Raw genomic sequence first — 25628 nt, 5'->3', positions numbered from 1 at the left:
TAAAAATATGTCTGAAATCGCATTAGTATCAAGCCCGTTTGTAGGCTTAGAGAAAGCACAAGTAGATAAAAAATATGTCAATGAGTTGACAACCCTAAACTTAGGACCAACTCACCCTGCAACTCATGGTATTTTTCAGAACATCTTAACGATGGACGGTGAAACTATTATTGATGCAGAACAGACAGTAGGATACATTCACCGTGCATTCGAGAAAATTGCTGAGCGTCGTCCTCTTTATCAGATTACCACGCTTACAGACCGTATGAACTACTGTTCGTCGCCCATCAACAACATGGGTTGGCACATGACTGTAGAGAAACTTTTAGGGGTTGAAGTACCTAAAAGAGCACAATATATTAGAGTAATTATGATGGAATTGGCACGTATTGCCGATCACATCATTTGTAATTCCATCCTTGCTGTTGATACAGGTGCTTTAACAGGCTTTTTGTATGTAATGCAATGGAGAGAACACATTTACGAAATCTACGAAGAAATGTGTGGTGCTCGCCTTACAACGAACATGGGTCGTTGTGGTGGAATGGAAAGAGACTTATCTAAAGAAGCCATCCGTAAAATCCAAATCCTTCTTGACGAATTTCCTGCTGGACTCATAGAATTTGAAAGCTTAGTAAAACGAAACCGTATCTTCATGGATAGAACCATTGATGTGGGTGCTATTTCTGCTGAACGTGCTTTAAACTATGGTTTTACTGGCCCTAACCTTAGAGCCGCTGGCGTTGATTATGACGTTCGTGCGATGAATCCATACTCTTCTTACGAAGACTTTGATTTTGAAGTACCAGTTGGAACAAAAGGTGATACTTATGACCGTTTCTTGGTTCGTGGCGAAGAAATGTGGCAAAGTCTAAAAATCATCAAACAAGCTCTTAATAACCTCCCTGAAGGCCCATATCACGCAGATGCCCCTCATTATTATTTACCTGAAAAAAAAGAGGTTTATAACAATATGGAAGCATTGATTTACCATTTCAAAATTGTAATGGGTGAAATTGACGCTCCAGTTGGCGAAGTATATCACTCAGTAGAAGGTGGTAATGGCGAACTTGGTTTCTATTTGGTATCAGATGGTGGCCGTGCACCATATCGTTTGAAATTCCGTCGTCCTTGTTATATTTATTATCAAGCATTCCCAGAAATGATTAAAGGTTCAACGCTTTCTGATGCCATCGTTACGATGTCGTCGATGAATGTGATTGCTGGGGAATTAGACGTGTAATTTTTGCTTAATTCAGACTAAAACATGACAAATACACAAACCATACAGTTTCCAGCCGATACGTTGGAGTTAGTTCATAAAATCATTAAACGTTACCCAGAAGGTAAGCAAAAATCTGCTTTACTTCCTATTTTACATTTGGCTCAAGCAGAGTGGAAATGGTGTAGTTCAGAAGTAATGGATTATGTGGCTAATTTGCTAAAAATAAAGCCTGTTGAAGTTTATGAAGTGGCTTCATTTTACACAATGTTTCACCTTGAACCAGTAGGCGAGCATGTAATTGAATATTGCCGTACAGGACCTTGTTGTTTAATGGGTGGTGTTGAAGTATATGACCACTTAAAGAAAAAATTAGGTATTGAAACTGGTGAAACTACTGCAGATGGTAAATTTACGATTAAAGAAGTAGAATGTTTAGCAGCTTGTGGTTGGGGACCTGTCTTCCAGATTCGAGAAAAATATTACATGCATTTGACGAACGAGAAAGTTGATGAAATCATTGATGAGTTGTCAAAATAATAATGTATTCAATAATTAATTGATACACTTTATCTGAATTCGATGCGAAGTATCGCTAATCAAATTTAATAGAAAAATGAAAATATTAACCGAACATATTGACGTACAAGGCATTGAAACCATTGATGTTTTTCGTAAAAAAGGTGGATATAGCGCAGTAGAGAAAGCTTTGAAAACGATGACTCCTGATGAAGTTACTGAAGAAGTAAAAAAATCAGGTATTCGTGGTCGTGGTGGTGCTGGTTTCCCAATGGGTATGAAATGGTCGTTTTTGGCTAAACCAGAAGGTGTTCCTCGTTATTTAGTTTGTAATGCGGATGAATCAGAGCCGGGTACTTTCAAAGACCATTATTTGATGATGAAATCACCTCATACTCTAATTGAGGGAATGATTGTATCGTCGTATGCTTTAGGTGCAAATACTTCTTATATTTACGTAAGAGGCGAATTAATGTATGTTGTCAATATTCTTGAAAAAGCCATTCAAGAAGCTTACGACAAAGGCTTGCTAGGTAAAAACATTTTAGGTTCTGGTTATGACCTTGACCTTTTCGTTCAACCGGGTGGTGGTGCTTACATCTGTGGAGAAGAAACAGCTTTATTGGAATCGTTGGAAGGAAAACGTGGAAACCCACGTAACAAGCCTCCTTTTCCTGCGGTTAAAGGCTTGTGGCAATGCCCGACTGTTGTTAACAATGTAGAATCGATTGCTGCTACTTCTTGGATTATTAACAATGGTGGTGACGAATACGCTAAAATTGGTATTGGTAGAAGTACAGGAACTAAATTAATATCAGCTTCTGGGCATGTTCGTAAACCAGGTGTTTATGAAATTCCATTGGGTATTACTGTGGAAGATTTTATTTTTGCAGATGAATGGTGCGGCGGTATCAGAGACGGTCATAAATTAAAAGCGGTAGTAGCAGGTGGGTCTTCTGTCCCTATTCTTCCAGCAGAGTTGATTTTGAAAACAGTGAATGGTGAAAACCGTTTGATGACTTACGAATCGCTTTCTGATGGTGGTTTTATCACAGGAACCATGCTAGGCTCTGGAGGTTTTGTGGTAATGGACGAAACTACTTGTATTGTTCATAATACACTTACTTTCGGTCGTTTTTATCATCATGAGTCATGCGGACAATGCTCGCCTTGTCGTGAAGGAACAGGTTGGATGGACAAAGTGCTTTATAGAATAGAACACGGAAAAGGTCGTCAAGAAGATATTGATTTGCTAGTGGATGTAGCAAAGAAAATTGAAGGTAATACAATTTGTCCCTTAGGTGAAGCAGCTTCTTGGCCTGTTGCCGCTGCGATTCGCCACTTCCGTGACGAGTTCGAATGGCATATCAAACATCCTGAAAAAGCAACACAAAAAGGTGCAGTATTTATGCGTGAAGGTGCAAGCTGGAGTTTATAATTTAAGGGTATGCAAAAAAAGATATTATTTATTGGACACGACGCTAATGTTGCGGGTGCACAATATGTACTACTTGATTTACTTAAATCTTTAAAAAATCAAGGTTTAGAAACATATCTTTTATTAGCTAAAGGCGGGACTTTATTAGCTGAATTTAATAAAGTAGCAAATGTGATTCTTTGGGAATACAATGAAGAATCATCACGAAGAAATCCTTATTCAAGAATCATTTACGATAAAGTTTTTAAACTAAACAAAATCCGTAAACTGAACTTTTATCAGGAAAAACTTAAAGAGCTAGCCGACCTAAAATTTGATTTAATTTTTTCAAATACTATTGCCAATGGTGGTTTATTACGAAATCTTGAATTTTTGAAATGCCCATTTGTAGTTTATGTGCATGAACTTGAAAATTCTATCCAAAAATACACATTACCAGAGGATTTAGCATATCAAGTACAAAATTGTACTCATTTTTTAGCAGCATCAAAAGAGATTAAAAGTAATCTTTTTAAAAACCATCAAATTGTTGAAGATAGAATAACTGTTGTAAATCCATTTATATCAGTAAATGGCATCCTCAACAAGTTGCATTATGCTAATAGAACAGGCATTAGAAAACGCCTGAATATTCCCAGTAATGCTCTAGTAATTGGAGGATGCGGTAATTTTGAATGGAGAAAAGGGGTTGACACATTTTTGTCAGTAGCAAATGCTGTTTTTAATGAAAAGAAAGATGTCCACTTTTTGTGGATAGGTATTCAAAAAAACTCCGTTGAACACCAAAACATTTTGTATGATTTAGAAAAAATGGGCATTGAAAATCACGTACATGTTATTGCTCCTACCAGAGATAACATCGACTACATGGCTTGCTTTGATATATTTTTTCTTTCTTCACGAGAAGACCCTCATCCATTAGTGATGATTGAAGCAAGTTTGAATAAAATTCCTGTCGTGTGTTTTGACAAAGCTGGTGGTGCTCCTGAATACGTTGATAAAGATGAAAGAGTAATCATTCCTTATGGAAGTATAGTTAGTGCTAAAAGTAAATTGATTGCCTTGATTGAGAATAAGTTACTCAGAGAAGAAATTGGGCAAAAAATGTATCAGAAAGCATTAAATTATGATGCTTCTGTGATAACTCCGCAGATATTACAAATTTTAGAAGAAATAAACGAACACGAAAGTATTTCTTGATTTTAAGTGAAATACAGTTTGAATCGTTAATAATTGGGTTGCTCTTAGGAAAGACCATGTTTTAATCGACAAAATTAAATATTAAGCTTTTATATGAAAGTTACAATAGATAACATCACCGTTGACGTAGCGCCTGGTACAACCATAATGCAAGCGGCTCGTCAAATTGGGCCCCATATAGCACCTCCTGCCATGTGTTATTACGAACCGCTAAAGGCTTCGGGTGGTAAATGCCGTGGTTGTTTGGTTAAAGTAACAGCGGGTTCTGAAAAAGATCCTCGTCCTATGCCAAAATTGGTGCCTGCTTGTATTACTCAAATTCAAGAAGGTATGGTGGTTGAAAACACTATCAACGAACAAGTATTAGAGGTAAGAAAAGGCATTGTAGAATTTTTATTATTGAATCATCCGTTAGATTGTCCAATTTGTGACCAAGCTGGTGAATGTGACTTACAAAACTTTACTTTTGAGCACGGTGTATCTAAAACACGTACTGTAGAAGAAAGAAATACATTTGATCCTGTAGATTTAGGGCCGAATATCAAATTAAACATGAATCGTTGTATTTTGTGTTACCGTTGTGTCTATACAGCAGACCAAATTACAGACGGACGTGTGCATGGTGTAATGAACCGTGGTGACCATGCTGAGATTAGCACTTATATTGAAAAAGCAATTGATAACGATTTCTCTGGAAATATTATAGATGTTTGCCCAGTAGGAGCTTTAACAGATAAAACATATCGTTTCAAAAGTCGTGTGTGGTTCTCAAAACCCGTAGATGCAAGTTGCGATTGTGGAAAATGTTCTGGCAAAGTAACACTTTGGTACAGAGGCGACGAAGTAATCAGAGTAACAGCACGTAAAAACGAATGGGGTGAAGTAAAAGAATTTATCTGCAATACTTGCCGTTTTGAACGTAAAAAGACTTCTGATTGGACAATCGAAGGGCCAAGCAAAGTACCACATAATTCAGTAATTTCTGCTAATAAGTATGGAGCGAACAAAATCACGCCAGCATTCCCATTAAAACAAGCAGCTGAACAATATAAAAAGATTGACGATAACCGTGATCGTTCATTTTTAGCCCCACAAAAGCAATTAAATTAATTGATTGTAGATAGTTTACTATTTACTCATTTAGATATATGGAAATTACATCAACATTATTTACGGCCAAAGCCATTTATGTAGGTATTATCTTCGCTATCACGCTTGGTGTAGCGGCCTATTCTACTTACTTTGAACGTATCATTGCTGCTTTTATGCAAGACCGTGTTGGGCCAGACAGAGCAGGGCCATTTGGTATTTTACAGCCTCTTGCAGATGCTGTAAAAATGTTCATGAAAGAAGATTTTATTCCTGCAAACTCAAATAAATGGCTGTTTATAGCTGGACCATGTTTATCTATGCTTACCGCTTTGATGACATCAGCAGTTGTACCCTTTGGCGACCAATTAGATTTAGGAGATGGAATAATCCTAGACTTACAAGGAATTGATGTTAACATCGGTATTCTTTGGGTATTTGGAATAGTTTCTTTAGGTGTTTATGGTGTTTTAATCGGTGGCTGGGCTTCAAATAACAAGTATTCATTAATTGGTGCTATTCGTGCAGCTTCTCAAAACATTTCTTATGAATTAGCAATGGGGCTTTCAATCATCGCTATCTTGATGCTTTCTGGCTCACTTTCAACAAAATCAATCGTTGAAACACAACAAAACGGTCATTGGAATATCCTTTATCAGCCTTTAGGCTTTGTAATATTCCTAGTTTGTGCCTTTGCTGAATGTAACCGTACTCCTTTCGATTTACCTGAATGTGAAACTGAACTAATTGGTGGTTATCACACAGAATACTCTTCTATGAAATTAGGCTTTTACTTATTCTCTGAATACATTAATATGTTTATTTCAGGAGCAGTAATGGCTACCTTATACTTTGGTGGTTACGATTATTTATTCAATGATTATGTCGCCCAAATTTCATGGTTAGGAGAATATGCTTATAATGTATCTGCACTTTTAGGTCTTGTTGTATTAATCGTAAAAGCATTGATATTCGTATTTATATTCATGTGGGTACGTTGGACGCTTCCACGTTTCCGTTATGACCAATTAATGGGCTTAGGCTGGACTGGATTAATTCCATTAGCAATGTTCAATGTTGTATTGACGGGTGCTTCAATGTTATTTACTGTAAATGATGGCGGTTCAAACTGGATGACAGTTGGAGCATCATGGGCTGGCGTTATCATCATGTTAGTGGTAACATTTGCTTACAGCGAAATGAAATACAAGAAAAAGAAATTAGCAACAGCTTAAAATATCATAATATTTTAAGCTTCAAAATAAAAACTCTTTCCTTTAAGGTTTGAAGACTATTATGAAATTATCAAATAAATCCAAAGTCTTAGAGCAAGAAGAAATGACTTTTGCCGAACGCATTTACTTACCAGCTATCGTTGGTGGTATGGCTACTACGCTAAAACACTTCTTTTCTAAAAAAGTAACCATTCGTTATCCTGAACAAAAACGTTATTTAGGCCCTGTCTTTCGTGGACATCACATCCTGAAACGTGATGAAGAAGGAGCAGAACGCTGTACTGCATGCGGGCTATGTGCTGTAGCATGTCCAGCAGAGGCAATTTCAATGGTTGCGGAAGAACGTAAAAAAGGCGAAGAAAATTTATACCGTGAAGAGAAATACGCAAGCGTTTATGAAATAAATATGCTTCGTTGTATTTTCTGTGGTTTGTGTGAAGAAGCTTGTCCTAAACAAGCCATTTACTTACAACACGATAAAATGGTTCCTGTTTTTGAAGACCGTTCTGAAGTAATCTTTGGAAAAGATAAATTGGTTGAAAAAATGGATAATCGCTATTTAAGAGAAGGTTGGAAATAGCCATTTTGTAAATAAATTATTTGTAATATCTGATAACGATTCATTAAAAATATGAACTTTTGGTACTTCCTAACTGCCTTGACACTCCTGAGTGCTTCAATGGTAATATTATCTAAAAACCCAATACACAGTGTTTTGTATTTGGTTTTCACATTCTTCTGTATTTCTGGTCATTACGTATTGTTAAATGCCCAGTTTTTAATGGCTGTTAATATTGTAGTTTATGCAGGTGCCATCATGGTACTATTTCTCTTCGTAATCATGATGATGGATTTAAGCAAAAATTCACCCGATTCGAAAAGTACATTAACCAAACTAGCTGGTGCTATTTTAGGTGGAACACTTTTAGTAATTTTAATTGCAGCTTCACGCAAGGTAGATTTAAAGGATGTTAAACCAATCGATGCACAAACAGGGATGGTTGAAGGGCTAGGACAAATCCTTTATCGTGATTATGTACTTCCTTTTGAATTAGTTTCTATCTTGTTTTTTGTAGCTATGGTTGGTGCAGTAATGTTAGGAAAAAGAGAAGCTGGAGAACGTAATTTTTAAGTAAATAAAAATAACAACAAAAAGCCTGATGATTAGTTTTCGTCAGGCTTTTTTGTTTTCTTGCTTTTGGGGCATTAAAAACATAAGTCATCCCGAATTTTCTCCTAAAATAGCGAGTTTTAGAAGATTAAAAAGTTTTTTAGATTTGTTCTCGTCCTTACTTTTTGTCTTGATACAAAAAGTAACAAAAAAATCAAGAATTCCTAAACTCGCTTCGCTCAAACAGTAGGAATTCGTTGTCCATCAATCACAAAAAAGCGGTCGAAATTAGTTTTTCGACCGCTTTTTTGTGATTTTAAAATTCGGGATGACTCATGTTTAATATCATAAAAGAAAACTATTCAACAATACCTAATTGAACAGTATTTGTCTTTAAACTCTTATCTGATGGAATACTTAATGTCGTTACGAAAGTATCACCAGTAGCTAATAAACCTTTTTCTTTCAAGAAATCTGTCATTCCTTTTACAGTTGCTTCAACATCTTTTCCTTTTGTTTCATAATAGAAAACATTTGCTCCCCATAATAAACCCATTTCTTGTTGAACGGCTTTATTTGAAGTAAAGATATATAAGCCTGCTTTAGGACGATGAGCAGATAAACGGAAAGCAGTATAACCGCTATTAGTAATACACAAAATTGCTTTTGCTTCAGTATCACGAGCTAAACGACAAGCTCCAGCAATCATGCGATCATTTAAAGGAAACTCAATTGAACCTTTACTTAAAGAGTGATTCTTAAAGTAAATTGATGCTTCATCTCCTTTTACAATTTTGATTTCGTTTTGTTGTTGCTCAACTACTTCTTGAATATGTGCCATTGTTTCAACAGCTTTCAATGGATATGCACCAGAAGCAGATTCACCACTCAACATCGTTGCAGAAGCACCTTGTAACACTGCATTGGCAACGTCAGATGTTTCAGCACGAGTTGGTACAGGGTTAGTAATCATCGACTCTAACATTTGAGTAGCCACGATAACTGGTTTTCCAGCCAAAGTACATTTCTCAACCATTAGTTTTTGTAAATGAGGAACTCTTGCACCATCAATTTCAACACCAAGGTCACCACGAGCAACCATGATTGCATCTGTAGCTTCGATGATTTCGTCTAAATTATCAATCGCAAATGGTGTTTCAATTTTAGCAATTACCTTAGTATTCTTACCATAAGCCTTGATTCTGTCTTTAATATCGTGAATATCAGCAGCAGTACGAACAAATGAAAGGGCAATCCAATCAACACCATTATCTAAACCAAAATATAAATCTTTAAGGTCTTTTTCTGTTAAACATGGTAAAGAAACTTTAGTACCCGGAAGGTTAATACCTTTCTTCGACTTTAAAACGCCACCATAAACAACCTCAGTAATTACTTCTTTCTTTACTTTATCAATCTCTAAAACTTTAACTTCTAAATTACCATCATCCATCAAAATTCTTTCTCCAACATTTACATCTAAATACATAGAAGTATAAGTTGTTCCTACACGTTCTGAATTTCCCAATAAAGTTTCATCCATTACGAATGTCAATTTATTTCCCTCTGTAATAGTAACACCATTATTTTCTACAAGTTGTGTACGAATTTTAGGTCCTTGTAAATCTTGCAGAACTGCAAGATTAATTCCTAACTCTTGAGATATTTCTCTAATAGTTGTTAATCTCTGTAAATGGTCTTCGTGTGTTCCGTGCGAGAAGTTAAGTCGGAAAATATTCACGCCAGCTTCTGCAAACTTAACTAGCATTTCTTTTGAATCGGAAGCAGGACCTACTGTTGCTACGATTTTAGTTTTTCTTTGATAGGACATAATTCAGTTAATTATTCAATCTTGATAGTTCAATTAGATAATATAATGCGAAATTACATTTTACTATTTACACTTTGAATTAAATTTATGTGTTTTCTTCGAGAAGTTTAATTTTTATTTTACAAATATAATTTTATCAAGAAAATAAATAACCAAATCAACAGTATATATTTTAATGAATATCAATAATAATATTTTGTCTTACTATCAGATTTCAAACGATTCTATAAGTCACAAAAAAAATCCCATAAAGTTTTTCACCTTATGGGATTAGCAATCCTTTTTCTAAACCTTAATTTACTTCTCGTTCTAAAGCCATAAAATTACTCAATATATTATTCTTATTAAAAATCGGTAAAATTTCTACTTTACACAAATACAGCTCTCCATCTTTTCTGTAGTTAACTACCTGTCCTGTAAATGTAGATCTCTCGGTCAACTTTTCTCTAATTTGTTTTCTAATTATTGTTGACGTTTCGACTCCTTGAAGGAAATTTGGAAATTTCCCAATAGCTTCATTAGCACCATAACCTGTCATTCTGCTAAAACCTCTATTGACCCACTCTATTTTTTCGTTGGCACAAGTAATAACAATCGCATTTTCTCGATGCTTCAAAAAATTCTTGATTTTACTTAAATTAAAATGCCAAGCACGATTTCTAGCATATTCTTCTAAAAATTCATACTCTGTTATGTTGTTGCTCGCTCTAGTTGTAAACTCATAGGCATGTAGCAGTGGGCTCACCAAGTGTACATTCTTGAAAGTATCACAATGGACTTCTGGGGAAAGATTAGTCATTTTACAAAATAAATTTAAACTTATTAGTGGTAAGTCTTTGTAAAATGATTTTGTTTTAAAAATTTACATTTTTTTTAAAAATAATATTCCAGAAGAGTAGAACAGCCACAAAAGCCTTTGGTAATAATTATAAAAAACTAAATATCTTTGCCCTAATAGAAATTTAACCCTTGATAGAAGTGAATCTTAAAGCCCTAAAACACATTTATTTTCTTGGAATCGGTGGCATTGGTATGTCGGCAATTGCTCGTTGGTTTATTGCCAATGGATATTCATTAGCAGGATATGACAAAACCGCTACTCCACTAACCAATGCTTTACAAGCTGAAGGAATTCCTGTTCATTTCTCTGATGATATTAGCCTGATTCCCGCTGAATTTTTAGCCAATAAAGAAGAAACACTCATCGTTTACACGCCCGCAATTCCGAAAGACCATCTTGAATTTAATTATTTAAAAGATAATGGTTTTACTTTGATGAAACGCTCACAAGTATTGGGACTTTTGACCAAAAGCTTTTTTACCATCGCCGTTTCGGGTACGCATGGTAAAACCACTACTTCATCAATGGTTTCGCATATTCTAAAAAATGCTGGTAAAAATGTTACTGCTTTTTTAGGAGGAATCACCCAGAATTATGGTACAAATTTCTTGATAAACGAATCGCCAGAGGATGTAATATGTGTAGTAGAAGCAGACGAATTCGACCGTTCTTTTCTTACTTTATATCCCAACTTAACCATTGTTACTTCTACCGATGCCGACCATTTGGATATTTATGGCGACCACGACCAATTACTGGAATCTTTCCAATTATTTGTCTCTCAACTAAAAGAAGGCGGTAAATTATATCAGCGTAAAGGTTTGAATTTGGCAAGTTTCACCAACAATGAATCGACAGAATATTCATTGTACGAAGGTGATTTTTATGCTGAAAATCTAAGAATTGAAAATGCCGAAATGATTTTTGATATTGTTTATCCAAATGGCATCATCAAAGATTGTACTTTATTAACACCCGGTTTCCATAATGTGGAAAACGCTTTGGCGGCTACAGCAGTGGCTTTAGAAGTAGGACTTAGTCCAGCAGAAATCAAAGAGGGCATTTGTACTTTTGGAGGCGTAAAACGTAGATTTGAATACCATATCCGCTCGAAGAAGATTGTTTATATTGATGATTATGCACATCATCCTACCGAAATACAAGCGTTTTTATCGTCTGTAAAAGCCTTGTATCCACAACATAAATTAACGGTAGTTTTCCAACCACATTTGTTTACTCGTACCCGAGATTTTCAAGAAGGTTTTGCTGAAAGTTTAAGTTTAGCCGACGATTTGATTTTACTAGATATTTATCCAGCCAGAGAATTACCAATTGAAGGAGTTACTTCTGATATAATCTTTAATAAAGTAACTTCTCCAAGCAAAACACTTTGTAGCAAAGAGGCCGTATTAGACCTCCTCAAAGAAAAACAACCTGAATTAATAGTAAGTGTTGGAGCAGGCGATATTGATACTTTGATTCCTAAGATTAAAGAATGGGGATTGAGTTTATAATGTTTTTAAGTTTTCATAGCTTTGACAACTTTCAAAAAGTTGTCAAAGCTAAACCAACCAAAACCTACGCCATTACTAAAAAACTAAACTCATAGGAGATTCATTAATCTGCTACCTAAACATTCTTTTCCACAACAAATCATCATTTATTAAAATCACATAAGTCTTCATATAAATTACATCAAGCTCCATACTTTTTGCATCAATTGTTTTGTTTGATTAGATTTGTCTTATCCCTAAAAACTATATTTATCAGTAAAAATCATCAACATGAAAAAAATCCTTACGTTCATTGCTATTACTTGCTTTTATGTACAACTCAATGCCCAACATTTGAGTATTGAGCATATCATGCAAGACCCTAAATTTACTATTGGAGCTTTGCCATCTTCCATCAATTGGTCGGAAGATAGTAAAATGGTTTATTTCAACTGGAACCCTTTCCGTAATAAGGCTGATTCTTTATACAGTGCTTCGGTTACTGAAAAAAAGCCTTTTAAAGTTCCTCCGCAAGTTCGTAGAGCTTTGCCTGCTTTTAATGGCGTTTATAGCCGTGATTTCTCAAAAAAGATTTACACAAAAAATGGGGATTTATTTTTGCTAGACTGTAAAACAATGGCGGTTCGTCAGCTGACTAATACGGTAGAAGTAGAAAGTAATCCTAGCTTTAATGGCAAAGAGACTAAAATTATTTACAGTAAGGCAAGTAATTTGTACAGTTTTAATCTTGCCACTGGTGAAACAGAGCAATTAAGTAATTTCTTGACTGGCACTAAGAAAGCAGAAGCGAAAGCTAATGAACAAGAAAAATGGCTCAAGAAAGATCAATTAAGTCTTTTTGAAGTATTGAAAGAACGTGCAGATAAGAAAAAACAAGGTGAGGCAATTGCCAAAGAAGATTTACCAAAACGTGCCAAAGAGATTTATATTGAAGATAAAAGAGTAGATATTCAGACCTTGAGTCCTGATGAAAATTATATTACCTATCGACTCACAAAATCAGCTACTGGTGCAAAAAATGCAGTTGTACCAAGTTATGTAACAGAATCTGGTTTTACAGAAGATTTACCTGCTAGAACTAAGGTGGGTGCACCAATGCCTACTTATGAGTTTTGGGTTTATGACATTAAAAAAGATACTGCCTTGCAAGTGTCAACCAAAGAAATTGAAGGCATTGATGAACAACCAGCTTATTTGAAAGAGTATGCTAAAAAAGATACTACAAAAAATAAAAAAGCTGAGCCTAGAAAAGTAATGTTCAATGAACCGATTTGGTCGGAAGATGGAAAATACTGCGTAGTAGTAGTAAGAAGTCAGGATAATAAAGACCGTTGGATTTTAAAGCTAGACATTGCCACAAGAAAGCTTAAAACGATTGATAGACAAAGAGATGAAGCTTGGATTGGTGGCCCTGGGATTGGCTCTAATTTTAGTACTGGAAACATTGGCTTTTTAGGCGATGACCAAACACTTTACTATCAGTCAGAAGAAGATGGGTACTCACATTTATATACTGTTAATCTTACAACAGGTGCTAAAAAGCAATTAACCAAAGGAAAGTTTGAGATTCAAAGTCTTCAATTATCAAAAGACAAACAACATTTTTACTTTACTTCCAATGAAGTACATCCAGGCGAACAGCATTTCTACAAAATGGCTGTGACAGGTGGAGAAAGAGTACGTTTAACAAAAATGACGGGGTCAAACCAAGTAGTACTTTCGCCTGATGAAACCAAATTGGCTTATTTGAATTCATATTCAAATCGTCCTTGGGAAGTATATGTTCAGGATAATGTAGTTAATGCTCCGCCTAGCCAAATTACAAAATCGCAAAGCCAGCAGTTTAAAGAATATAAATGGCGTGAACCCGAAATCGTTACTTTTAATGCTAAAGATGGCTCAGAAGTGTATGCTCGTTTGTATGAAGGCAAAGGAGAAAAAGGTAAAAAGCCAGCCGTAATTTTTGTGCATGGTGCAGGTTATTTACAAAATGTGCATAAATGGTGGAGTCAGTATTTCCGTGAATATATGTTCCATAATATGTTGGTTGATAATGGCTATACCGTATTGGATATTGACTATCGTGGTTCGGCTGGCTATGGCAGAGATTGGCGTACAGGTATTTATCGTTTTATGGGTGGTAAAGATTTAACCGACCAAGTAGATGGTGCTAAATGGTTGGTAGAAACCCAAGGTGTTGACCCTAAAAAGATTGGTATTTACGGTGGCTCTTATGGTGGTTTTATTACTTTAATGGCAATGTTTACTACGCCTGATGTATTTGCGGCTGGTGCAGCATTAAGACCCGTAACAGATTGGGCAGCTTACAATCATCCTTATACAGCCAATATCTTAAATGAGCCACAAACAGATTCCATTGCGTATCGTAAAAGTTCACCGATTTATTATGCTGATGGCTTAAAAGGCAATTTATTGATTTGCCATGGAATGATTGATGTCAACGTACATTACCAAGATGCCGTGCGTTTAGCACAAAGATTAATTGAATTGAAAAAAGAGAATTGGGAATTAGCATCATATCCGATGGAAGATCACGGTTTTGTAGAACCAACATCATGGATGGATGAGTACAAAAGAATTTTCAAACTGTTTGAAACGACATTGAAGAAGAAATGATTGAGGAAGTGATTGGTGAATAGTAATTGGTGATTAGATGTGCTTGCCTAAAATAGGTTGAAAGTTTTGTCAATCTATTTTAGGCAAGCACATTAAAGGAAAACCTAAACTAATCACCAATTACTAATCACCAATCACTGAACTAACTACAAAAATGAATAAGTAAAATCTAAAGGATTAGCATATTTAAACTGATAACCAGTTTTCTCAATTAGCTTTTGTGGACTGATGATTTTAAATGGAATGGCTTCGGTAGCTTCTTCAAAAATTGGTACTTCAAAACCATATTCTTCACAATTCTTTAGAAATACTTCTTTACGGACTGGATGTTCAGGTGAGACAACGTTAAAAGTTTCTCCCCAAAAACCTTTTTCAAGTATCGTTGAAATAATGCCAATTACATCATCTTGATGGATGTAATTCACAGGAATTTGTCCAGTATTGATACGCTTTCCAGCAAAGTACTTCGCTCCTATTCTCTCCATTCCCATCAAACCTCCACAACGTAAAATAGTTGTTTGTGTATCGAGTGCTTTTAATAATTCTTCTACTTTTATCAACGCCGAAGAAGTTATTACCTCATCATCCTCTGTAATTTCTCTATTCAAATCTGGATAAACAGACGTTGAAGAAGTATAAATGATGGATTGAATACTGGATTTTTTAAGAGCAGGAATTAAAGATTGAATTTGTTGGATATGATAATCTTCACCATACTTGCCAGCACGAGGTGGAATGCAAATAATTAATATTTCTGATTGAAGGAATTCAGCAAGTTCATCGCCTTCTACTGCTGGAGAAAATTTCAGTAAAAAAGGCTGAATGCCTACACTTTGAAGCAATGATAATTTGGCTTCAGAAGTAGTAGAACCTTTTACTTCATGACCATTTTCTACTAAGTATTTGCCTAAAGGCAAACCTAACCAACCGCAACCTAAAATACTTATTTTCATAGATAAAACTTTTTTCTCAAGATAAACTCTTCTACCGCCTCTGGAATCATGTAACTAATTGATTGTCCATTTTTCAAACATTCACGAATGAACGTAGCTGAAATATCCAATAAAGGAGCTTTCACTAAACGCACATTCGGGTGGTTTTCTAAATCACTAGGTTCTGAATTCGGGCGTGGATAAACATATAAACCGAAGTACTCTAAAATCTTATCATGGTTTTTCCAATTTGGAAACTGTGCCAGATTATCGCCACCAATAATCAATTTGAATTCATGCTGCGGATACTTTTCTTGCAAACGAATGAGGGTATCAATCGTAAAAGAAGGCTTTGGCATCGAAAATTCTATGTTGGTTACCTTAAATTTAGGATTATCGGCTATGGCTTTTTCAACCATATCCAAACGGTCGAATTCGTGCAGTAAAGATTTATTTTTCTTGAAAGGATTCTGTGGAGAAACTACAAACCAGACTTGTTCTAAGTCTGTAGTGGTTGCCATTACGTTGGCAACAATTAAATGCCCAATATGGATGGGATTGAAAGACCCAAAAAAGAGACCAATTTTCATATAGCTATGAGCTATGAGCTGCAAGCTATGAGCTTTGAGTTATGAGAAATGAGCTTTGAGTTATGAGTTTGAGGTAAAAGAATTAAGGTAAAAGATTAAGGTTTCCCTTATTTTATCTTAATTCTCAAAACTCAAAGCTCAAAGCTCATTACTCAAAGCTATCAGCTCAAGGCTCAAAGCTTAAAGCCTAAAGCTTTTTCGTAAAATCATCAAACAGTTTTTGTGCTTTTCTGAAAGCTTCAGTTAAATCATCGTTCAATAAAATGATGTCGAATCTATCTTTAAAAGACATTTCAAAATTCATTTTAAATACTCTTTTCGAGATAGAATCTTCTGAATCTGTACCACGTTCACGTAAGCGTTTTTCTAGTTCTTGTACACTTGGTACTTTCACAAAGATTGATAAAGCTCTATCTTTATAATACTCTTTCAATTTTACACCACCACGAACATCCACATCAAAAATGACATGTTTTCCAGAAGCCCACAGCCTTTCAATTTCTGACTTCAATGTGCCATAATAAGCCCCAGGATATACTTCCTCCCACTCTACAAATTCATCATTATCAATTTTCTCTTTGAATTCATCGGGAGTCATGAAGTAATAATCTTTTCCATTTTCTTCATTACGTCCACGTTTATCACGTGTACAGGCAGAAATAGAAAATCCTAGATTGTCATTATTCGCAAGCAAATGCTTTACAATAGTTGTTTTGCCCGAACCAGAAGGGGCTGAGAAGATAATAAGCTTTCCGTTTTCCAATTTTCAACAAGTAAGTAGGTACAAAATACCCTAATTAATTAAAAGTAAAAGGCTATTAAGTAAATCGTAACAATCACGACGGACTTAATAACCTTTATCAAAAGAGCAAGATAGCTCAATTACAATGCACTTATTTTCTTTTTGATACAATCAATCAAGCTTGAAGGAACGCATTTTTTTTCCAATTTCAATTGCATTGTTTCTTTGATACATTTCTCCAATTCATATCCTTTCTCGCATGGCAAACATTTATCCATGTTTTGCTTAAATTGGGCTATTTGCTCATCTGTTGCCTGACCATCCACAATTAATTGGACTAATTTCATACAGTCAGATTGATGCTCGCAGCTTGTCTTTTTTTGAATTTTTTCAACCTCGGAAACCATTATTCTATTGGATTAAGCAAATTTAATTTGGCGTTTTATTGGGGTTACTATTTGTGATAATCAAGTAGTTAATCAACAGGAAGGTTTATAAAAAAATTCCCTTATGTTTAAAAATATAAAAAATATTCCTTTGAAAGTTCATTTTTTTATATCCACAACTACTTATTCTGCCATGCTGTCAGCATTTACGTCATAGCCTAATGATTTGGCATACGATTTCAATTTTTCTTTCAACAACATTCTGGCACGGTGCAAACGAGAACGCACAGTTCCGATAGGAATATCCAAAATCTTTGCCATTTCTTCATAAGTAAATCCTTCAACATCACAAAGGATAATCACTGTTCTAAAATCTACTGGCAAAGCATTTAAAGCGTTTGCAATTTCATCCCCAATTAAATCTTGAACGGTGTCAGCTCTTAAATCTACTGTTTGGGTTGTTTCAGCATCTTCTTCAGAATTATAAGTTGTTTCAACATCTTGATAATCAACTTTTGAAGGTTCTTTAGACTTCTTTCTGAAGTCGTTGATGAAACTATTCTTCAGGATTCTGAACAGCCATGCTTTGGCATTAGTTCCTTCAGCAAAAGAGTTGATGAATCTAAATGCTTTGAGATATGTGTCTTGAACAAGGTCGTTGGCATCGTCTTCATCATTCGTCAGACGAAAGGCAAAATTGTACATTGAGTCAATGTACGGCATAAACTCCTTTTCGAAAACTCTATGTTTTTCTACTTCAGTATAGGTTTGAGTTATTTTAATTTCTTCTTGCTCGTCCATGGTTGCTGCTGAATATCACTTGATAAAAATAGAAAATGATACCTTAATTATCAAGTAATTTATTGAATCTACATTACATTGTTTTAGATAATTTTTATAAACAAACAACTTGCCAAGCATGATTTTTATCATTTTCCTGACAAAAAGGCATAACCACGATTGGTAACTAATCTTTTCTAAAAAATTGAATAATGACAATTACTAAGGTTGTAAAAATGGTGCTGGCAATTACTTTGACTAGAATGGGTAGAATAAGACCGAAATCTGAGGCTTCTAAAGAAAAAAGTATAAAATGATGAACAAAAGTCAATATCATTACGTAAGATACAAACCAAGATAAACCCATTGATTTTAGGCTAAGTACTTGGCGTTCGTCATAGCCTCTTTGTGGTACTAATAGTGCTAAAATAGGAGTACGAATATAAGCAATGAAAGTCATCGCTGCGGCATTTGCACCGATGGTATTATAAAAAATATCAATAAACATTCCGGCAATAAAGCCTAGAAACACTAGTTGAACTCTACTAATATCAAAAGGAAGTAGAATAACCGTGGCTACATAAACGAAACAAAATGCGTGATTAAGGAATACCAATTGTCTGACAAAGAAAATTTGCAGCAAAAGATAAAAAATAAAAGTAAGTATTTGTGGAAAAATATTTCTTGGAGTCATTCTTAAATTAAATTGCCGAGTTTAAGCTATGCACAATTATTACAACAGGTTTTATTTCTTTACTTCACTGTCAGTACTTTCTAAAGCCTTCTGTTCTTTTTCAAGTTTATTATTAATGACATAAACATAAGAAAGTGTACTAAAATCAGTCGCCAATTTTACTTTGATGTCATGAAAAGTTTGGTCTGGTTTTAAACCTACTTTACTAACATAACCAATTACGATGTTGGAAGGAAAGACATAGTTAAAGTCTGAAGTCATAATTGTATCCTTCACCCTAACATTTTTATATCTTGACACATCAGTCATTTCAACAATAGAAGGATTTTTGCCATCCCATTTTACTGAACCAATTTCGTTATTACTTTTTACTTTCGCAGAAACGGTATATTCTGAATGAAGGATAGAAATTATTCTTGAATAATGTTCTGAACAAGATTTAATTTTACCAACTACTCCTGTTGAAGAAATTACGCCCATTCCTGGAGATAAACCATCAGCAGTACCTTTATCAATGGTAATATAATTATTGAATTGTGCTACTGAAAGATTGGTTACTTTGGCTACTGTAAACTTAAAACGAGCAGCAACAGCAGAATCAGCCTTGTAATTAAAACCTGATTGAGAAACTGGAGACTGTTGGGCTTGTAATTTTTCTACTATTTCGTAGAGATGTTTGTTTTCATCACTTAAATCATCATTTACTTTTCTAAGATTTGAATATTCCACAATTGAATTTGAAATATCTAAAGCCTTTGCTGCATAATAATTGGTGGTATTAAACATCACAGCACTTGGATAATTATTGACTGAATAGAAAAACCATAGACTCAGTACCTCCAGTAATGCAAACAGAATGAAGGCTCGTTTCCTAGAAATAAATTGGATTAACTGATACATTTGCTAAAAGAAGAATCTTGGAGTAATTGATTTTGGAAAAGTCTATAATGTAAAAATGAGTAAACGAAAGAACATAAAAATATCATTCTTTCATTTACTCATTTCTTATCTTTGTTAATTAAGAGATGAGAATAGGCTTGAAGTGGTCAAGATGTTTTAATACTTCACCTGTTCCACGTACTACAGCTCTTAATGGGTCATCCGCAATATGAATTGGCAATTTAGTTTTATTCGCCAAACGTTTATCTAAACCATGCAATAAAGCTCCGCCACCTGTTAAATGAATACCATTGTGGTAAATATCGGCTGAAAGTTCTGGAGGCGAAACCTCAAGTGCTTTCATTACTGCTTCTTCAATTTTAGAAATTGATTTATCTAAAGCATAAGCAATTTCAGAATAAGTAACTTTAATTTCTTTTGGAATACCAGTCATTAAATCACGTCCACGGATTTCGTAATCTGCTGGTGGGTTTTCTAATTCTGGCAAAGCTGAACCTACTTCAATTTTGATTAACTCTGCTGAACGTTCACCAATTAATAAATTGTGTTCACGACGCATATAATCAACAATATCACGAGTAAATACATCCCCTGCAATACGTACAGAAGCCTCGCAGACAATTCCTGAAAGTGCAATTACTGCAATTTCAGTTGTACCACCACCAATATCCACAATCATTGAACCATTTGGTTGTTCAATATCTATTCCAATACCTATTGCCGCAGCGATAGGCTCGTGAATCATGTACACTTCTTTAGCACCAGCGTGTTCACAAGAATCTTTTACTGCTCTTTTTTCTACCTCTGTAATTCCTGAAGGAATACAAACAACCATACGGTGAGAAGGCGTTAAAAAACGATTTCCCGTATCAATCATTTTAATCATTCCTCGAATCATCAATTCGGCTGCCGTAAAATCGGCAATTACTCCGTCTTTCAAAGGACGAATAGTTTTGATATTATCGTTAGTTTTTTCGTGCATCTGCATTGCCTTGTTTCCAATGGCTAATACTTTATTGCTCAATTTATCAAGGGCAATAATTGATGGTTCGTCAACCACAATTCTATCTTTATGAATAATTAACGTATTGGCAGTACCAAGGTCAATCGCAATGTCTGAAGTCAGGAAATTGAATAATCCCATTTTATGATTTTGTTCTTTATATTAATATTTTTATCGACAGGTTCTTTGTAAAGTTAATCATTTAAAACCACCTGTTTTCAGATATTCTTGTAAAAGTACAAAATTAATGAGAATGTAAGAGATTACCTTAAAACCACAGGGAAAAAATTTAGAAGTACAAGAAGATAAAAGACAAAAGCGAAGTGAGGTTTATCTTTTTAAAATAATTTTTAGACTTTCTTTTACTTTAAGATGAATCCAATTGAAATCATTACTTTCCAAAATTGCTTTAGGAAATAGTTGTCCGCCCATTCCGAAAAATTTAGCTCCAGCATCAAGCCAAGTATTCAAACTCTCTTGATTGGGTTCAACGCCACCAGTTATCATCATTTCAACTTGGGGCATCACCGTTTTAACAGATTTGACAAAAGAAGGATTTAAAATATTTGCAGGGAAAATTTTAACAATATCTGCACCTAAAAGGTTGGCTTTATAAATTTCGTTTGGAGTAAGCACTCCTGGAAACCAAGCCATGTTATTTTTTTGACAAACCTTTGCTACTCCAGCATCCAAGATTGGCTGAACAATAAAGTCAGCATCTAAATCAACAAAGTATTCGGCTTCCTCGGCATTGTAAATAGTGCCAATACCAATTGCCATTTCAGGGAAATCATTCCGAATATATTTTACTAATTCAGCGAAAATCTTATCTGCACCAACACCACGATTGGTGTATTCAAAAACTCTGATTCCACCATCATAACACGCTTTCACCACGGCTTTACACTTTTCAACATCAGGATGATTGAAAAGTGGCATGATGGGTGTTTGATAAAGTTTTTCGTACAAAGTCTCTTTGGAAAATTTCATAGTTAATTTATCTTCTTAATTTTCCACTTACATCGCCGTTCATCACGACTTCAATTTCCTTTACAGACGATAAATTAAAATCGCCTTCAATCGTATGTTTTAGTGCCGAAGCAGCTACTCCAAATTCTATTGCTTTCTGAGTATTTTGATAAATGATTTCTCCATAAATAAAACCAGCCATAAAAGCATCTCCTCCGCCAATTCTATCCACAATATCTGGAATGTTAATTTGCTTGGTTTCTAACATTTCAAATCCATTCCAGCATTTTCCTACCAAAGTATTGTGTGAGGCTGAAATTTGTCCTCGCTTGGTTGACAACACTTTTTTCAATTTAGGAAAACAATCAGTAAGTTGTTGACAAACCGATTTAAAGCTTCTCTTTTCGTCATTAGGTACAATGCCAAACATATCTTCTGCATCGCCTTTACTACAAATAATCATATCGCAGTTTTCAATCAGTTCGGGCATTATTTCACTAGGTTTCTTGCCCCATTTCCATAAATTGGAACGATAACCAACATCGGCAGAAACTTTTAAACCTAAACGACTTGCTGTTTGTGCTGCCTCTAAACAAGCTTGAGCTGCACTAGCTGAAATAGCAGGAGTAATACCCGTGAAATGAAACCATTGAGCATCTTCAAAGATTTGTTCCCAGTTGAATTCAGAAGGTTTTAGGCTAGCAAAAGATGAATTAGCTCGGTCATAAATTACTTTACTTGGACGCATCGCTGCACCTTGCTCTACATAGTAAATGCCTAAGCGTTCGCCTCCACGGACTACATCTTGCATACTCAATCCGTACTTCCGATAAGTGTTGATAGCAGCTGTACCTAAATCGTTATCAGGAAAACGAGTAACGTGACTCGCAGGAATCCCCATAATAGCCAATGAGGACGAAACATTTGCTTCGCCCCCACCAAAATTAATATCAAAACTTGTCGACTGTTGAAAACGAGCATGATTTGGAGTACTCAACCTCATCATTATCTCTCCGAAAGTGACTACTTTTTTCATAAATATTTTCTTACTGTATCAGAAAACCCTTCTAATTGTGTTAAGTCTTCACCCCATAAACTTCTGTTGGATAATACTTTATCTAAATCAAAATTTTCCCATGCTTCATAAAAGTACGGAGCAAAATTACAATTGATAGGATAATACTCTCCATTACATTCTCCGAAATAATTACCATTCACTTCTTTTTCTGCCTTCATGAATTGTAAATATGCTGCAAAACCCATGGCAAACAATTCTGGTGCTTTGCCAAATTCACGATAGTATTGCAAAAGAATTGGCACATTACGCATCTTCATTTTTGCAGTATATTGTACCGTAATATCTAATAATTTATGTTGCAAGAATGGATTACGGAATCTATCTAAAACCATTCTACCAAAGCGGTCTCTTACTTTTGGATCAATTTTATATGGAATAGCTAAAGAAACTTCGCCCAACATCATATTGGTGATAATCTTACTTAAATAACTATTACTCATTACATCTTTTACCAAACGGAATCCTAACAAATAAGCCATTCCGCAGGTTAAAGTATGTGTTCCGTTAAGCATTCTTAACTTTAATTCACGATATACTTCGATGTCTCTTTCGATGATAACACCTGAATCTGCACTTGCGAAAGATAAAACCTTACGGATTTTTTCATCGCCTTGAATAGCCCATAAACGATAGACCTCAGAAAGTATCATCAAATCATCTTGGTACGAGAATTTCTTTTCTAATTCTTCGCAAATTTCTTTATCTGGTTTTCCTGGTACAATTCTATCTACTAATGAATTACAGAATGAATTATGGTTTTCAAGCCATTCGATAAATTCTGGTTCAAGTCCGTTACGATGTGCTTGTTCTAGTACGATTTCTTGTAATTTATCTCCATTTCCAACAATTAATTCTGTCGGAATAATTACCATTCCACTTTGGGCAGAACCTTTGAATTCTTTCCAACGCTCGTATAAAAAGGCTAATAATTTTACTGGAAATGATTGTGGAGGAGTATTCGTGATTTTATCATTTTCCAACAACATGATTCCTACTTCTGTGGTATTGGAAATGATTACTTGCATTTCAGGGTTTTTCGCACAAGCTAGAATTTCATTCCATTGTGAACGGGCAGAAATAGTACGAGAAATTGAAGCATTAATGATATATTCTTCGATAGCTTGTCCGTTTTCTAGACCTTTCACACAATGTGTAAAAAGTCCATCTTGTTCATTAAAATCGTCAGTGCCACCTTTGTCTGTAGATTTAACAACCACTATACGACCATTGAACACTCCTTTTTTATTAGCCTTATCAATAAAATAATCGCAAAGTCCTCTCAATAATACTCCAGTACCAAATTGCAGTACTTTCTCTGGAAGTTCAAAAATTTTATCGTTAGGTAATTCAACAAGTTTACTCAAGCTCTCAGCATTCGACGCTAAATATTCTCTGGTCAGTTTTTGGTTCATTGTATCAAAATATTTAATTAAATATATTTTTTAAAGCCTCAAAGTACTTATTATCTACTCATTATTATCTTAACAATAAAGCGTAAATCAAGTAAATAGAACACCGTCTATTCCTCACTTTACGCTTTATTGATGATAATGCTAAAATTTATGTTGCTTATGCTTTAACTTAAGCTTCGCCTATCGGGCCACGATAATTTGTTGGAAAATGGAATCCATCTTGGTTTTTATCGTCAGTTATGGGACCATAAGCTTCCTCATATTTTTGAATATTTTCTTTTAAAGCATTCAATAAACGATACACGTGGTCGGGTGTAAGAATTACTCTCGATTTCACTCTTGCTTTTGGTATTCCAGGCATCATTTTGATAAAATCAATCACAAATTCACTTTGAGAATGCGCAATCATCGCCAGATTCACATATTCCCCTTCTGCCATCGCCTCGGTTAATTCTACATTTATCTGGTTTTCTTCAGTGGGTTGACTAGCCATTTTATAGTTCAATTAGATTTCTTGAAATTGTTTTTTTACAGACTATGAATTTATACAAAAGAATGTCTTATTGCAAATTAATTCGGTTTTTATAGTCCAAAACAAAATACTTCACGCTTTGTTTCATAGATTCTAGTGAGCATATTTGTATAAAAATCCTTATGTATAAACATCTTTTTTTCGACCTTGACCATACGCTTTGGGATCATAACACCAATTCTAAACAAGCTTTAGACGAAGTATATCAGCACTTCGCTTTGCATACTTATGGCATTCCTTCTTCGCATCAATTTTATTTGAAGTTCAACGAAATCAATCATCAATTATGGGATTTATACGAACAAGGAAAAATTGCTCAGCCCGAATTACGCCACAATCGTTTTAGGATGATTTTTACTGAATTAGGCTGTTATGATTATTCTCTTTGTGATGAAATTTCGGATACTTATATCAACATTTCTGTTCGCAAACCCAATTTATTACCAAATGCCAAATCTGTTTTGAATTATCTTTTTCCAAAGTATCCATTACATATTATTACCAATGGTTTTATGGAAGTGCAGGACATTAAAATGACTTCTAGCGGAATTAAACAGTATTTCCGAGAAATTGTTACTTCTCAAAACTCAGGATTCAAAAAGCCCGAAGTAGGTATTTTTGAATATGCTTTAGCGTTGGTCGGAGCAAAACCTCATGAATGTATCATGATTGGCGATAGTTTTCAAAGTGATATTGTGGGTGCTGCCAAAGCTGGAATTGATACGGTTTTCTTTAATCCAGACGGTAGAAAACAAGATATTACTTTACAGCCCAAACATGAAGTGAAGGATTTGATTGAGTTGAAGGAGATTCTTTAGTTTTGAGATTTTAGAAACAAGAAGCAAGAGACAAGACTAGAAGACTTGAGGACTTTGGACTTGAGGATTTTTAGATACAAGAAGCAAGAAACAAGACTGAAGATTTAAGAATTGAAGATTTTGGATTTTTAGATACAAGAAGCAAGAAACAAGAC

General features: G+C 34.9%; 25 protein-coding genes. 11 read left to right on the top strand and 14 right to left on the bottom strand.

Annotation, left to right across the window (positions count from 1 at the left end; all coding sequences use genetic code 11):
• Window positions 1-7: 7 nt before the first annotated feature.
• From nuoD to HNP25_RS02315, 8 genes are all read left to right on the top strand, one after another.
• Window positions 8-1243, top strand: coding sequence for an NADH dehydrogenase (quinone) subunit D (gene nuoD, locus HNP25_RS02350; RefSeq protein ID WP_184129646.1), 1236 nt, complete (start codon window positions 8-10; stop codon window positions 1241-1243).
• 24 nt (window positions 1244-1267) lie between these two features.
• Window positions 1268-1762: an NADH-quinone oxidoreductase subunit NuoE family protein gene (locus HNP25_RS02345; protein ID WP_184129643.1), complete on the top strand. Its 495-nt coding sequence runs from the start codon at window positions 1268-1270 to the stop codon at window positions 1760-1762.
• A gap of 76 nt (window positions 1763-1838) precedes the next feature.
• Entirely contained in the window at window positions 1839-3179 is a 1341-nt protein-coding gene (gene nuoF, locus HNP25_RS02340) for an NADH-quinone oxidoreductase subunit NuoF (RefSeq protein WP_184129641.1), read from the top strand.
• A 9-nt stretch (window positions 3180-3188) separates the two neighbouring features.
• Complete coding sequence (locus HNP25_RS02335; protein WP_184129638.1) at window positions 3189-4379, top strand: glycosyltransferase family 4 protein; 1191 nt, start codon at window positions 3189-3191, stop codon at window positions 4377-4379.
• A 93-nt stretch (window positions 4380-4472) separates the two neighbouring features.
• Window positions 4473-5489 (top strand): NADH-quinone oxidoreductase subunit G, encoded by a 1017-nt coding sequence (locus HNP25_RS02330; protein WP_184129636.1) that lies wholly within the window; start codon window positions 4473-4475, stop codon window positions 5487-5489.
• Window positions 5490-5527: 38 nt separating this feature from the next.
• On the top strand, window positions 5528-6703 hold the full coding sequence (gene nuoH / locus HNP25_RS02325; protein ID WP_184129633.1) for an NADH-quinone oxidoreductase subunit NuoH: 1176 nt from the start codon (window positions 5528-5530) through the stop codon (window positions 6701-6703).
• A gap of 61 nt (window positions 6704-6764) precedes the next feature.
• Window positions 6765-7283 (top strand): NuoI/complex I 23 kDa subunit family protein, encoded by a 519-nt coding sequence (locus tag HNP25_RS02320; RefSeq protein WP_184129630.1) that lies wholly within the window; start codon window positions 6765-6767, stop codon window positions 7281-7283.
• 51 nt (window positions 7284-7334) lie between these two features.
• Window positions 7335-7835, top strand: coding sequence for an NADH-quinone oxidoreductase subunit J family protein (locus tag HNP25_RS02315; protein WP_184129627.1), 501 nt, complete (start codon window positions 7335-7337; stop codon window positions 7833-7835).
• Window positions 7836-8172: 337 nt separating this feature from the next.
• Here the strand turns inward: HNP25_RS02315 and pyk are convergent, their stop codons facing one another.
• Window positions 8173-9645, bottom strand: a complete 1473-nt coding sequence (gene pyk / locus HNP25_RS02310) for a pyruvate kinase (protein ID WP_184129624.1) — start codon at window positions 9643-9645, stop codon at window positions 8173-8175.
• A 292-nt stretch (window positions 9646-9937) separates the two neighbouring features.
• Window positions 9938-10444 (bottom strand): PAS domain-containing protein, encoded by a 507-nt coding sequence (locus tag HNP25_RS02305; RefSeq protein ID WP_184129621.1) that lies wholly within the window; start codon window positions 10442-10444, stop codon window positions 9938-9940.
• Between the two features lie 179 nt (window positions 10445-10623).
• Here HNP25_RS02305 and murC point away from each other — a divergent pair, with 179 nt between their 5' ends.
• Together murC and HNP25_RS02295 are read left to right on the top strand one after the other, a co-directional pair.
• Window positions 10624-12000 (top strand): UDP-N-acetylmuramate--L-alanine ligase, encoded by a 1377-nt coding sequence (gene murC / locus HNP25_RS02300; protein WP_184129618.1) that lies wholly within the window; start codon window positions 10624-10626, stop codon window positions 11998-12000.
• Window positions 12001-12270: 270 nt separating this feature from the next.
• Entirely contained in the window at window positions 12271-14637 is a 2367-nt protein-coding gene (locus tag HNP25_RS02295) for a S9 family peptidase (RefSeq protein WP_184129615.1), read from the top strand.
• 146 nt (window positions 14638-14783) lie between these two features.
• Here the strand turns inward: HNP25_RS02295 and HNP25_RS02290 are convergent, their stop codons facing one another.
• The 12 genes from HNP25_RS02290 to HNP25_RS02235 form a co-directional block, all read right to left on the bottom strand.
• Window positions 14784-15590, bottom strand: a complete 807-nt coding sequence (locus HNP25_RS02290; protein ID WP_184129612.1) for a Rossmann-fold NAD(P)-binding domain-containing protein — start codon at window positions 15588-15590, stop codon at window positions 14784-14786.
• A complete protein-coding gene (gene nadD, locus HNP25_RS02285; RefSeq protein ID WP_184129609.1) occupies window positions 15587-16159 on the bottom strand; it encodes a nicotinate (nicotinamide) nucleotide adenylyltransferase in 573 nt (190 codons plus the stop codon). The genes HNP25_RS02290 and nadD overlap by 4 nt, the downstream gene beginning before the upstream one ends.
• Window positions 16160-16346: 187 nt before the next feature.
• Window positions 16347-16922 (bottom strand): guanylate kinase, encoded by a 576-nt coding sequence (gmk, locus tag HNP25_RS02280; RefSeq protein WP_184129606.1) that lies wholly within the window; start codon window positions 16920-16922, stop codon window positions 16347-16349.
• Between the two features lie 119 nt (window positions 16923-17041).
• Complete coding sequence (locus tag HNP25_RS02275) at window positions 17042-17248, bottom strand: phosphohydrolase (protein WP_229202765.1); 207 nt, start codon at window positions 17246-17248, stop codon at window positions 17042-17044.
• 222 nt (window positions 17249-17470) lie between these two features.
• A complete protein-coding gene (locus tag HNP25_RS02270) occupies window positions 17471-18088 on the bottom strand; it encodes a sigma-70 family RNA polymerase sigma factor (RefSeq protein ID WP_184129601.1) in 618 nt (205 codons plus the stop codon).
• Window positions 18089-18254: 166 nt separating this feature from the next.
• Window positions 18255-18599 carry a Rod shape-determining protein MreD gene (locus tag HNP25_RS02265; protein ID WP_221432367.1) on the bottom strand — a complete coding sequence of 115 codons (345 nt, stop codon included), beginning with the start codon at window positions 18597-18599 and terminating at the stop codon, window positions 18255-18257.
• A 213-nt stretch (window positions 18600-18812) separates the two neighbouring features.
• Entirely contained in the window at window positions 18813-19661 is an 849-nt protein-coding gene (mreC, locus tag HNP25_RS02260; RefSeq protein WP_184129595.1) for a rod shape-determining protein MreC, read from the bottom strand.
• Between the two features lie 118 nt (window positions 19662-19779).
• Window positions 19780-20805 (bottom strand): rod shape-determining protein, encoded by a 1026-nt coding sequence (locus HNP25_RS02255; RefSeq protein ID WP_184129593.1) that lies wholly within the window; start codon window positions 20803-20805, stop codon window positions 19780-19782.
• Window positions 20806-20994: 189 nt separating this feature from the next.
• On the bottom strand, window positions 20995-21654 hold the full coding sequence (locus HNP25_RS02250; RefSeq protein ID WP_184129592.1) for a beta/alpha barrel domain-containing protein: 660 nt from the start codon (window positions 21652-21654) through the stop codon (window positions 20995-20997).
• Window positions 21655-21661: 7 nt separating this feature from the next.
• On the bottom strand, window positions 21662-22669 hold the full coding sequence (locus HNP25_RS02245) for a sugar kinase (RefSeq protein WP_184129590.1): 1008 nt from the start codon (window positions 22667-22669) through the stop codon (window positions 21662-21664).
• Window positions 22666-24123, bottom strand: coding sequence for a tagaturonate reductase (locus HNP25_RS02240; protein ID WP_184129588.1), 1458 nt, complete (start codon window positions 24121-24123; stop codon window positions 22666-22668). The genes HNP25_RS02245 and HNP25_RS02240 overlap by 4 nt, the downstream gene beginning before the upstream one ends.
• Before the next feature lie 169 nt (window positions 24124-24292).
• Window positions 24293-24616 (bottom strand): DUF3467 domain-containing protein, encoded by a 324-nt coding sequence (locus HNP25_RS02235; protein WP_184129586.1) that lies wholly within the window; start codon window positions 24614-24616, stop codon window positions 24293-24295.
• Window positions 24617-24777: 161 nt separating this feature from the next.
• On the opposite strand from HNP25_RS02235, the gene HNP25_RS02230 reads away from it, so the two are divergent.
• Window positions 24778-25473 (top strand): YjjG family noncanonical pyrimidine nucleotidase, encoded by a 696-nt coding sequence (locus HNP25_RS02230; RefSeq protein ID WP_184129584.1) that lies wholly within the window; start codon window positions 24778-24780, stop codon window positions 25471-25473.
• Window positions 25474-25628: the final 155 nt, after the last annotated feature.

This window comes from Arcicella rosea (genome assembly GCF_014204325.1).
GTDB classification, from domain to species: Bacteria; Bacteroidota; Bacteroidia; order Cytophagales; family Spirosomataceae; genus Arcicella; species Arcicella rosea_A.
The sequence above is the reverse complement of the archived record's forward strand: the minus strand, read 5'-3'. Positions and strand labels throughout refer to the sequence as shown.